The organism is Liquorilactobacillus vini DSM 20605 (genome assembly GCF_000255495.1).
In the GTDB taxonomy this organism is placed as follows: domain Bacteria; phylum Bacillota; class Bacilli; order Lactobacillales; family Lactobacillaceae; genus Liquorilactobacillus; species Liquorilactobacillus vini.
The window spans coordinates 1-11,229 of the sequence record NZ_AHYZ01000107.1; the positions used below are offsets into that span (position 1 = coordinate 1).

Consider the following 11,229-nt stretch of genomic DNA (forward strand, 5'->3'; position numbering starts at 1 on the left):
CTACAATTAATTTAAAGGAATTATGAATTCTTAAATACTCGTCAGCCTAGTCGCCCGGTCAGGATCTGTATCTAAAATTTTAAAATCATGATTGACTGCCAAATCATGCTCTTTCATAATTGAAGCAACTGTTAAATGAGCTAGTTCTTTAACATTATTATCCTGGCTTAAATGACCTAAATAGATCCTTTGAGTATGATTTCCCAATACATCGATCATTGCATCTGCTCCATCTTCATTTGATAAATGGCCAGTATCACTTAAAATTCTCTGCTTTAGCGACCATGGGTAAGTACCCATTTGCAACATCTCGGGATCATGATTGCATTCAATTAAATATCCATTAGCATCCTTGATCGTACCTTCAACTTTTTCTGAAACATAGCCCGTATCAGTCAAAATAACAAATGAACGTCCATGATGATTTAAACGATAAAACTGTGCAGCAGCGGCATCATGCGAGACGCCAAAACTTTCAACATCTAAATCTCCAAAACTTTTAGTTACTCCCATTTCAAAAACATTACATTGATCAACGGGAATTTTCCCGACTTTTGTAGCCATTGCTTGCCAGGTTTTTTGATTAGCGTAAACATTTAGATGATAACGCCGTGCCAAAACGCCTACTCCTCGGCAATGATCACTATGTTCATGTGTCACCAATAGATCATCTACTTCAGCTAGATCACGCCCAATTGATTCCATAAGCTTAGCAATTTTTTTACCACTTAAACCTGCGTCAACCAATATTTTGCGTTTTGGAGTTTCAACATAAGTAACGTTCCCTGTACTGCCACTGGCTAACACACTAATTTTTAAGTCATCGTGTTGAATATCTGTCATTGTTTTAAATTCGACCTCTCAAAGAAAACTTAAATTAACTAACGCAACGATACATTTTCTTCCATGTAAGCACCGGTAAATGCATTGATTCGACGATATTGAACGCTTCCCGATGAATTACTTTCTACAGCTAGAACCCAAGTTGGAATATAAATCGTGCTGTTATTCGCATTTAAAAGCCGCGTATAACTTAATCTGATCCATTTTACTGTGCTATTATTCACTAATTTATTATACTGATACAGCCAAATTAACGCTCTCTCTTGGCTAATAACTGGTCTTTTACCCTTTAAGGATTGAATTTCAGGTATATATTTTTGAGTATAACCTAAAACGTAATTTTTTTTCAAATTAAAGCGAATCTGTCCAGTAGGTGAATAAATTGGTTTGTTTTTGACCTGCTGCACATAAACTACTGTTTTTCTCGTTGAAAGATACTTATCATAAACGTATTTATCACCATTGATCACTTTAGTCGAATCCTTAACTACCTCATCGAGTGTTTGCTGGGGCTTTTCAGAATTTTTGAGCTTAATGCGGTTCTCAAAAGTTGCTGTTAACCGATGAGAATTAAAAGTCCAAAGCACATCATGCAATTTTCCAGCATCAGAACGCCACGCATCTTTATTGAAAGCTGCAATATAATAACCATTGGTCTTTTTAGTCGATAATTCACCAACTGAAATCTGATCACTTTTGATACTTTTTAAAATTGAATTTGAACTATGTTTGGTGGTCGTTGAAACAGTTGACTCAACTACATCATCTTTTTGGCTATATGAAGCAAATAAGAAAATATCCAACAAAATAAAAGCAATAAAGAAAATCAGTTCAATTTTTTTAAAATTCATTCTGATACCCCCTTATTGCTGTGTTGTTTGTGTTCGAGCAGAGATCCAAGCTTGATAACTGTTCCATTGACCATTATATTTAACAAAATATGTGGGTACTAAATCGACAACTAATTTTGAAGAATGATTGGTCTGCCACTGATAGCCAATCTCAATTTGTTGAATTTTATTGGCTGACAATCCTGCCTGTAATAACTGCTGGTAAATTTGGCTAGTCGCAGGTAGTGTTACTTGTTGCCCACTTGATGGAAGCTGGACTTGTAAACTATAAATCGAAAATACATATTTTTGACCGCTAAAATTCGTTATTTGAATTTTAAAAGTACCATAACTATTTTTAGTCATAATTGGGAACCCAGCGACAAAACTGCGAAAAATAGCTTCACTATCAGTTGGATCGTAAGCCGCAAAACGAACATTATCTAAATAGTTACTCAGAGAACTGATCCGCAAAAAGCTCTGTTTTAAACGACTATCATAACTTAGGCGTCTCACGTGCAAACGTTGTGACCCATCATAATAATTCTCCTTCGAATAGCTTGAAAATTCGATTTTGCCGGTTTGATTATTAATCCGCATTCGATTATCCTCACCATCAGCATAAATCGTTTCATTTTTTTGAACTTTTGTCGTAATCGTTGATTGATTATCAGATCCTAAAAGCTGTGGTACCAGGGAACTTGCACTGGCTTTATTGATCAAATAACTATAACTTGGCAGCTTGACAGTTTGATTATAACTTAATTGATACTGACCGCTTTGCAACACATAATGAACTGGCAGCTGTAATAGGTTTGTTGAAGTCAAATCATTCATAAAATTTTGGATCGAAACGGATTGAAATTTTATTAAATATGCCTGTCTTTTTTGATCGTTCATCAAATAAATCCAGCGTTTATTTCCCAGTAAAACTAAAATTCGATTATATTTAGCTGTTCTAAATTTTTTGATTTTTTGACCAAATGCCTGGTTAAATAAGTTAATATTGACTGCTGCTCCATAATTTAACACCAGTGCATTATTCTGATATAACAATGCTTGATAGTCATTATCTGTTTTGAAACTTTGTTGGGAAATAGAGGTTGGCGTCCAGTGCTTAATTTGCTGCCGCATTTTCTGAACTAAATCCACTTTGCTACTTGATAATTGATAGGAAAGATCTTCTTTATTTTGAACGATCTGAGTCGGCAAGTAAATGTCACCAAGTTTTTTATTAGTTTTGGTTGTTAACTGATCTCCCGTTGCCGTCGAAGATTTAGAATCGTGTTGAAATGTTGCCGGATTAAACCAAATAATTGTTGTAAATACCAAACTGATGGCAACCGTAATTATTAAACCAAGGTGTAATAACCAATTATTAACCTTCATCCCACAAATCCTCCTCATATTCTTCATATGGCAGAGATATATAAAAGGTCGACCCCTTATTTTCAATACTTTCGACCCAAATTTTACCACCTAACATTTCAACTACTTCTTTAGAAATCGCCAGCCCGAGACCCGTTCCACCTTGAGCACGTGATCTGGCCTTATCGACTCGGAAAAAGCGGTCAAAAATGTGGGCAATATCCTTTTTAGGAATCCCCAGTCCTTGATCTGAGATACTTAAAATCACTTGGCTATGCGTTTCTAGCAATCGACAGGTAATCACACCGCCATCAGGGGAATATTTAATGGCATTGTTCATTATATTATCAATAACCTGCATAAATTTATCCGTATCAATTTCAACCCATAGTTCACGTCGAGTAAAATCGCGTTTAATCGAATATTTTTTTGCTTTTTTATTATGTTGTTGATTCTTTAACATCATGTCAAAACGATCTAAAATATAATTATATAATTCATTTAAATTAACCAATTCTAATTCTAATTTTGCGGTTCCAGAATCCATTCGCGACAAGCTCAGCAAATCATTGATCATGCGAATCATCCGATCAGTTTCATCCTGAGTAACCTTTAAAAATTTGGGTGCTACTTGGGAATCCTTCCAAGCACCATCATTCAGAGCTTCAATATAACTTCTAACGCTGGTTAAAGGCGTTCTTAATTCATGAGATACATTGGAAACAAATTCACGACGATCACGATCGATCCGCTGTTGCTCAGTAACATCATGCAACACACAGACCAATCCACTGATAAAACCAGATTCACGTTGAATCAATGAAAAATAGGCATTCAAAATCTGTTCATGGTTTTCATCAGATAGGTCAATTACTATTTCATCTTGATTTTCAAGCAAATCACGTAAAGTATAACGACCACGAATATTTAAAATATCTAAGATCGACTGTCCTTCAGCTATATTAGCATCAATATCCAGATCTTCTGAAGCAGTTTCATTCATGATGATCACATTACCACGACGGTCAGTAGCAATCACACCATCTGACATATGTGATAACACACTATCCAGCCGTCGCCGTTCCGCTTCTGAAGCTTCCTGGGCTTCCTCAACTCGAATCGATAAGTTATTAACCGCCTGGGCTAATTGTCCTAATTCATCTTGACCATATATCTGTACCTGTCCAGAATAATCACCACGAGCAATCCTAGATGTTTGTTTTTTCATTTCATCAATTGGTTTGGTAATCGCACTTGAAATTAAAATTGCCAAAATCATTCCCAATCCTGTCGCAATTAAAGAAGCCGTCACAAAAATTGTTGTAACCTTATTAAGTGCTGAATATACTGGCTCTAAACTAGCTCTTAAATATACCGCTCCGACTAAAGTATTAGTATTGCCTCCTGCACTAAATAATGGTGTGATTGACACGTAGTAACGTTTATTATCAGAACGATCATAGGTTAGTTTAGTATATGTCTTAGCATTATATAAAACCTGTTTAATGTCACTATCAGTCGCTTTTTGTCCCACTAGATCTTGATTATTGACATCACTGTCTCCACGAACTGTTCCTTTAGTATCGACTACTTGGATTTCGGTTATATTTGAGTTATTAGTATCTTCCAGTAGATCACGGATATTATCATCTGCTTGTTGAATATTACTTTTAGTCAAATTATGAATCAAGGAATTGTCCACATAACTTGACAACTCGGTTTGTTGTTTAAAAGTTTTTATATCTTCGCGCTTTAATTGTTGTAAAAAATAAGCACCAACAATTTGAAAAGTTATTAACAGCAGCAACGCAAAAACTAAAGCAATTTTAAAATGGATCGACTGAAAGAAATGTAATTTTTTATTCATGAGAATCCAGCCTCATACTTTTACTAACAATTTTACAATTAATCTTCTTCCGGATTACGCAAATAATAACCTACTCCGCGTCGGGTAACTAGCCAAACCGGTCGACTTGGATTGTCCTCAATTTTTTCTCGGAGCCTTCTCACAGTAACATCGACTGTCCGAACATCACCAAAGTAATCATACCCCCATACTGTTTGTAAAAGATGTTCTCGCGTCATTACCTGTCCAGTATGCCGTGCTAAATAATACAATAATTCAAATTCACGATGAGTTAATTCAATTTTCTGATCACGTTTAGAAACAGTGTATGCCTCTGGGTGAATCGTTAAATCACCAATTCTAATATCATTATTTTCTTTTTCATCCTGCTGTGCATTAGCAGCAACCGTTGATTGACGCCGCAAATTTGCTTTAACTCTAGCTACTAATTCACGATTAGAAAACGGCTTGGTAACATAATCATCCGCACCTAATTCCAAGCCTAAAACTTTATCAATCTCAGCATCTTTAGCTGTAACCATAATGATTGGCATATCATACTTTTTACGAACCTGACGAGCTACTTCCAAGCCATCAATTTTAGGTAGCATTAAATCTAACAAGATTAAATCCGGCTTGACTTTTTCTACCTGATCTAATGCTTCTTGTCCATCATAAGCTGTATAAACATCAAATCCTTCTTTAGTAAGATTAAATTTAACAATATCAGAAATTGGTTTCTCGTCATCGACAACTAAAATTTTCTTCATTTAAAAAGATTCCTCCCTGACTCTTTTATTAAAAGAGTTTTTACGTTGCTGTTAAATCAGCAAAAATCGTCACAGACACTTAACTTTCTCTATTATAAAAAGGATTACATTTTATATTATAACCTATCTAAAACCCAAAGCAAAACCAGCTTAAAAAACTCAATCATGCTATAATAGCTTATACTTATAATAAGGAAGGCGGCCCTGTTCAATGGAGCTAAATACTTTGATCGTAGAAGATCTTTCTTGCGCAGGTCAAGTTTCACTTACTAGTGCTTTGCCGATTTTAGGTGCAGCTGGATGTCAACCAACTATTTTACCGACTACACTACTCTCAACCCATACCGGTGGCTTCGGCAATAATACTTACTTAGATCTAAGCAATGAAATGGTTAAAATAATTCACCACTGGCAAACAATCCCGTTGACTTTCTCTAATATTTTATTAGGTTATTTAGGCAAACAACCGGCAAAAATAATTTTAAATTACCTACCTTTGCTCAGTGCCAAGAATTCATTCATCTTACTGGATCCTGCAATGGCCGACAATGGTCAATTATACCGTGGCTTTGATTTAGATTACGTATCCCAAATCAAAAAAATTGCTAGTCACGCAGATTTATTAACTCCTAATGTAACTGAAGCAGAGTTACTGCTCGGCCAAGCTCCAACTAATAGTTCAATCACCTTAGCTACAGCTCAAGCTTTGCTTAGTGGCTTAAAGAATATTTTTCCAGCTGCAGCAATTGTTCTGACTGGCGTTAAATTAAAAAATCAAATTGCTGTTTTAGGAATTGAAAACTTTTCCCGGGAAATATGGCAAGTCACTGTTACTAAAAAACAAGGGGATTTCTTTGGAACTGGTGATGTATTTGCAAGTTTGCTGTTAACTTATCTAATTCATCATTATGATTTGCTAACCGCCGTAAAGCTCTCAATGAATTTCATTTCAAAAAGCATTAGTGCCGTTAAAGCAAAAAATCCCTCAGATCAACGATTTGGACTTGATTATTCTTCACAACTACCCGTATTATTAAAGCAATTAGAGTTTGAAAGGGGAAAGTAAATTATGAGAAAAGAACCAAACTCATTAAGAAGCATCATCCTGACTGGTTTATTTGCTGCAATTATTTATTTAGGCATTTTTATTTTGCGAATTCCAATTCCAGCGCTGGTTGGTCGTCCTTTTATTAATTTTGGAAACACACTAGCTGCCTTAGCAATTTTGTTTCTTGGTTTCCGCAATGGTGCTCTTGCTGGAATCATTGGCTTAGGAGGATTCGACATTTTAAATGGTTACGCTGCAACTTCATGGTTAACCATGTTAGAAGTCTTGGTAGTTGCTGTGGTAATAGAAGGGATTTATCGCGTTTTTCACTATCAAGATTCTAAAAAATACATAATCATGATCGCAATTGCTGCTGGAGCAACTAAAATTGTAACTTCATATTGTGTTTCAATTGTTGAAGCTTTAATGGTTGGAACAGCTTTCAAAACTGCCCTAGTTGCCTCTTTTCTAAGTTTGCCTGCAACCGTGATCAATTCAATTTCAACAGCTATTTGTGTCCCAATCTTATATTTCTTAGCCAAAAAGATTTTTACTGCTGCTCATTTTATGAATTAATTTTAAAATAACTTTTTATCTAATTAAATGCTTTGCCAGCTTTTTAAATTGTCCAATAAAAATTTATAAATTTGCTATTGCTAAAATGTATCTATTTATGGTAAGATATTTCTTGTTGATATGATCTATTTGGGTGGCTAGCTCAGCTGGCAGAGCAACGGACTCTTAATCCGTGGGTCCAGGGTTCGATCCCCTGGCCACCCATCAAAGGTTTACTAACTAGTAATAATGAGCGCTAGAATCGCTTTTATTACTGGTTTTATTTTTATATATGTTCGTATATTTCTAATAAATAATAATAAAAGAGAATCAAAAAGAGGATCAAAATATCTTCTGGCAGTGAGTGGCTGTTACTCAAAATGAGTAGCAGCTTTTTTTCAAACAGTCCTAATAAAATTAAATTGTTTTGCATCCTCTAATATCTTCCAAATCAAAGCTTACTTGAAGATCACCAGTATCTAAAATTATGCTATTTTCATTATATCCTTTAACTAGACCAATATATTCGATTATTCCTTTTCCTTTGGTTTGATATTGATCTAGCTGCACTAAAATCTTTCTTTTCGATAGCCAGCTAAATTTTAAAAGATCAGCAATAGTCTCTTGGTTTTGTTTAGGAAGATAACTTGGAGCTTGCTGATTAGCAGCTTTTTTTAGCGCCTCGGTATGATCGCTCAAGAAAAAGCCTTGCCACTTCAACATCCCCCTATCTTGATAATAATTTTTTAAAAAAAATTCTGCTTCTACTTCAGTAATTCGTCTGATTTTCATTTTAATTCACCCAAAGTAATTATACGAACATCTGTTTGCTTTGTAAACTAAAAGTTTATCTGGCTTTTGCTGTATTTACCATTACTACAAAAGTCTTACTCAATTAAGTGATACTACTGTTTCTAATTGATTCTTAACAACGTAAAAACAAAATATTTTGCAAAAAATTAGTTTAGTCATAAACTAATCATACATAATCTAATAAATTTGGAGGTTAATTACATGAAAATTCCAAGTCTTTTGCTTAATGATGGTCACTATATTCCAGCGATCGGGTTAGGCACTTATCAAATTCGTGGCGGTCAAGGAATTGATCAAATATTATCGGCCATTCAAGACGGTTACCGTTTACTCGATACATCAACTAATTATGACAGTGAAGGCATTGTCGGTGAAGCAATTCGTCGTTCAGGCGTTCCTCGAGCTGAGTTTTTCGTTACTACGAAGCTGCCAGGTAAATATCATCATTTTAATGACACACTGGATAGCATTCAAGAATCACTTTGTCGAATGGGACTAACCTATTTTGATCTGTACTTGATTCATTGGCCATTACCTAAACGTGGTTTGTATCCTGAAGCATGGAAAGCAATGGTTGAAGCTCAAAAGTTAGGCTTGATTCGTTCAATTGGTGTTTCCAATTTTGAACCCCAGCATTTAAATCGAATAATTAAGGAAACAGGTGTTGTCCCGGCAGTTAATCAGATTGAAGTACATCCTTATTGGGTACAAGAACGCATGTTGCAAGCCAATCAAAAGCTTGGAATTATCACTGAAGCCTGGAGTCCACTTGGTCGTGGAAGTGCTGCTCTTAATGAACAGATTATTATTGATTTAGCTGAAAAATATCAAAAAAGTCCTGCTCAAATTATCTTGCGCTGGCACAATCAAAGGAGCATTCTTCCAATCCCTAAATCAAGCAGTTTAATTCATCAACGACAGAATCTTGATATCTTTGATTTCAAGTTAACCAATGATGAACTTTTAAAAATCAATTCTTTAGAAAAAGCTGACGGACGAATTGATGGACAAGATCCTAATGAATATGAAGAATTTAATTAAAAAACATTATTAATTCTTAGAATTAGCTTGATTTAATCACGATTCTTTAATGTTTGCAAAAAAAAGTATTTACAACTTATCGAATTTATGGTTTAATATTATATGTCGATAAGTTATTGCTCAGTAGTTCAGTGGTAGAATAATTGACTGTTAATCAAGAGGTCGCAGGTTCGAACCCTGCCTGAGCAGTTATAAAAAGAGTTGGTGAACTCTTTTTTTTTGCTTTCTGTTGGATTGTTTCTTGATTGTTTCACATGAAACAATCAAGAAACACAGTTGTTAAACATCTAATCTTTTTGACTTTACGGTTTTAATTCTGGCAATGCAGCTGATTTATTACTTGTTAATAAACCGATCCCACTGATTGCACTTAATATTGAAAATACTGGACAAAGCAGGCTGAAGAAAACAAATGGTAAATAAGCAACAGTCGCAACTCCAAGCGTATTGGCTAAAAAAACTCCACCAACTCCCCATGGTACCAGGTAATTAATAACTGTCCCCCCTTCTTCAAGAACTCGTCCTAGTGCATCATTTGAAAGTCCTCCTTGATTAAAAGCCGTTTTAAATGCTCTCCCCGGCAGAATGATTGATAAAAATTGTTCACCAACAAAAACATTGATTCCTAAACATGCTGCTAAACCAGCTGCAATCAGTTTCAAACTACTGTCCAAATGTTGATTCAGTGGTTCCATCAAAGTAGCAATCAATTTAAATTTAACTAGTAAACCTCCCAGTGATAAAGTTAATACAATCAAGGCTACGGTTGGCATCATGCTAACAATTCCCCCACGTGAAAGCAGTGTATTAACTGTTGAATTATCTGTTTTGGCAACATATCCATTTGTAATAATGGTTGCTAATTTGTTCATTGTTAAAGCTGGCTGCTGAATCAAAATAATAACACTTGTTACCAAAACGTTCAATAACATAGTTGGAATTGCAGGCATTTTAAAAGCGGCACACGCAAAAACTAAAATAATCGGTAATAAAACCCAAAAAGAAATATTAAAATTGTTTTGCAAAACTTGAACAGTTTGATTAATTTTAGCCAAACTATTTCGAGCATCATCATGCCCTAAAAGAATAAACAAAACCAAGGTGACAACTCCAGCTGGAACCATTGTCCATAACAAATCTTTGATATGTTGAAATAAATCTGTATCAACAACCGCAGCTGCTAAATTATTAGTTTCTGATAACGGTGAAAGCTTATCACCAAAAATTGCACCAGCAATAATTGCACCTGCAACCATTGCTGGATTCAATCCCATCGTAATCCCCATACCCATAAAAGCAATGCCAACCGTTGAAGCAACGGTAAACGCACTGCCGACTGCGCTGCCAACTAAGGTACAAACAATAAAAACTGATGGCAAAAACCAGCGAACACTAATTATTTTGAAACCAATAACCATTAAGGTTGGAATTGTACCAGCTGCAATCCAAGTACTAATCATTGCACCAATTAGGATAAATATAAGAATTGGAACAATTCCCTTCTCAATACCATCTTTTATTCCTGCATTAACATTCAGCCAGTCAAATCCCCTTAACTTTGACCACAGAATCACAAAGCTCATTGCCAACATAACTGGTACTTGCGGAGATAGTCCGATTCCTATCACACCAATTCCCATAATCGTCAAAACAATAATTAGTATCATACTTGCTTCAAACACACTGATTTTTATCTTCTTTTCCATACTATAGCTTCCTTTCATCCAAAACAATTGTTATTCAAAACAAACAATTTACTTTGAATATCGAAGAAGTCCCCCTGCTTTTTTCATAAAATAATTCCTTCCTGTTTTTTGAACTAAAAAAATCCCTATCGTAATAAAATACGATAGGGACGAATTATCCGTGGTACCACCCAAATTAAAACTGACTTAAGCCAAGTTTCCACTCATTAACACCATAACGTTGTGTTAGCCGTTCATATTGAAACTCTGCCATGGTATTTCATCAAACTAACCTGATTGGTTCGCAGCAACCACCAAATTCCTGACACCCAGCTAGCAAGACTACTTAATATGGCATTCCGCTTTCTAAATTAAATTACATTGAGCATAGCATCTAGCTGACAAACTGTCAATTATTTTTTATCCTTAG

At 35.1% G+C, this 11,229-nt stretch carries 10 protein-coding genes and 2 tRNA genes; 5 read left to right on the top strand and 7 right to left on the bottom strand.

What is annotated here, in order from left to right:
• Positions 1-30 precede the first annotated feature (30 nt).
• The 5 genes from ON15_RS06725 to yycF are packed head-to-tail and all read right to left on the bottom strand — an operon-like array spanning position 31 to position 5,657.
• Entirely contained in the window at positions 31-843 is an 813-nt protein-coding gene (locus ON15_RS06725) for an MBL fold metallo-hydrolase (protein WP_010580726.1), read from the bottom strand.
• A gap of 38 nt (positions 844-881) precedes the next feature.
• A complete protein-coding gene (locus ON15_RS06730; RefSeq protein ID WP_010580727.1) occupies positions 882-1,694 on the bottom strand; it encodes a two-component system regulatory protein YycI in 813 nt (270 codons plus the stop codon).
• Between the two features lie 12 nt (positions 1,695-1,706).
• Positions 1,707-3,062 (bottom strand): YycH family regulatory protein, encoded by a 1,356-nt coding sequence (locus ON15_RS06735; protein WP_010580728.1) that lies wholly within the window; start codon positions 3,060-3,062, stop codon positions 1,707-1,709.
• Positions 3,052-4,908 (bottom strand): cell wall metabolism sensor histidine kinase WalK, encoded by a 1,857-nt coding sequence (gene walK / locus ON15_RS06740; RefSeq protein ID WP_010580729.1) that lies wholly within the window; start codon positions 4,906-4,908, stop codon positions 3,052-3,054. Before walK ends, ON15_RS06735 begins: the two co-directional genes overlap by 11 nt.
• A 38-nt stretch (positions 4,909-4,946) precedes the next feature.
• The gene (yycF, locus tag ON15_RS06745) at positions 4,947-5,657 is read right to left on the bottom strand and encodes a response regulator YycF (RefSeq protein ID WP_010580730.1); all 711 of its coding nucleotides are present in this window, start codon (positions 5,655-5,657) and stop codon (positions 4,947-4,949) included.
• A 211-nt stretch (positions 5,658-5,868) separates the two neighbouring features.
• On the opposite strand from yycF, the gene ON15_RS06750 reads away from it, so the two are divergent.
• The 3 genes from ON15_RS06750 to ON15_RS06760 all read left to right on the top strand — a co-directional run bounded on the left by ON15_RS06750 (position 5,869) and on the right by ON15_RS06760 (position 7,485).
• Complete coding sequence (locus ON15_RS06750) at positions 5,869-6,723, top strand: PfkB family carbohydrate kinase (RefSeq protein ID WP_010580731.1); 855 nt, start codon at positions 5,869-5,871, stop codon at positions 6,721-6,723.
• Between the two features lie 3 nt (positions 6,724-6,726).
• Positions 6,727-7,281, top strand: coding sequence for an ECF transporter S component (locus ON15_RS06755; RefSeq protein ID WP_010580732.1), 555 nt, complete (start codon positions 6,727-6,729; stop codon positions 7,279-7,281).
• A gap of 131 nt (positions 7,282-7,412) precedes the next feature.
• Positions 7,413-7,485, top strand: a tRNA-Lys gene (locus ON15_RS06760).
• Between the two features lie 192 nt (positions 7,486-7,677).
• Here ON15_RS06760 and ON15_RS06765 read toward each other — a convergent pair.
• The gene (locus tag ON15_RS06765; RefSeq protein WP_010580733.1) at positions 7,678-8,052 is read right to left on the bottom strand and encodes a hypothetical protein; all 375 of its coding nucleotides are present in this window, start codon (positions 8,050-8,052) and stop codon (positions 7,678-7,680) included.
• Positions 8,053-8,274: 222 nt separating this feature from the next.
• Between ON15_RS06765 and ON15_RS06770 the strand changes: the two genes are divergently transcribed.
• Complete coding sequence (locus ON15_RS06770; RefSeq protein ID WP_010580734.1) at positions 8,275-9,114, top strand: aldo/keto reductase; 840 nt, start codon at positions 8,275-8,277, stop codon at positions 9,112-9,114.
• Between the two features lie 117 nt (positions 9,115-9,231).
• A tRNA-Asn gene (locus ON15_RS06775) sits at positions 9,232-9,303 on the top strand.
• Positions 9,304-9,416: 113 nt separating this feature from the next.
• On the opposite strand, the gene nhaC is transcribed toward ON15_RS06775, so the two are convergent.
• Positions 9,417-10,820: a Na+/H+ antiporter NhaC gene (nhaC, locus tag ON15_RS06780; protein ID WP_010580735.1), complete on the bottom strand. Its 1,404-nt coding sequence runs from the start codon at positions 10,818-10,820 to the stop codon at positions 9,417-9,419.
• Positions 10,821-11,229 lie beyond the last annotated feature (409 nt).

What these genes read in the sequence shown, in the direction of transcription:
- nhaC (WP_010580735.1), bottom strand. Translation starts at nt 10,820, where the DNA reads ATGGAAAAGAAGATAAAAATCAGTGTGTTTGAAGCAAGTATGATACTA.
- yycF (WP_010580730.1), bottom strand. Translation starts at nt 5,657, where the DNA reads ATGAAGAAAATTTTAGTTGTCGATGACGAGAAACCAATTTCTGATATT.
- ON15_RS06770 (WP_010580734.1), top strand. Translation starts at nt 8,275, where the DNA reads ATGAAAATTCCAAGTCTTTTGCTTAATGATGGTCACTATATTCCAGCG.
- ON15_RS06730 (WP_010580727.1), bottom strand. Translation starts at nt 1,694, where the DNA reads ATGAATTTTAAAAAAATTGAACTGATTTTCTTTATTGCTTTTATTTTG.
- ON15_RS06765 (WP_010580733.1), bottom strand. Translation starts at nt 8,052, where the DNA reads ATGAAAATCAGACGAATTACTGAAGTAGAAGCAGAATTTTTTTTAAAA.
- walK (WP_010580729.1), bottom strand. Translation starts at nt 4,908, where the DNA reads ATGAATAAAAAATTACATTTCTTTCAGTCGATCCATTTTAAAATTGCT.
- ON15_RS06735 (WP_010580728.1), bottom strand. Translation starts at nt 3,062, where the DNA reads ATGAAGGTTAATAATTGGTTATTACACCTTGGTTTAATAATTACGGTT.
- ON15_RS06725 (WP_010580726.1), bottom strand. Translation starts at nt 843, where the DNA reads ATGACAGATATTCAACACGATGACTTAAAAATTAGTGTGTTAGCCAGT.
- ON15_RS06750 (WP_010580731.1), top strand. Translation starts at nt 5,869, where the DNA reads ATGGAGCTAAATACTTTGATCGTAGAAGATCTTTCTTGCGCAGGTCAA.
- ON15_RS06755 (WP_010580732.1), top strand. Translation starts at nt 6,727, where the DNA reads ATGAGAAAAGAACCAAACTCATTAAGAAGCATCATCCTGACTGGTTTA.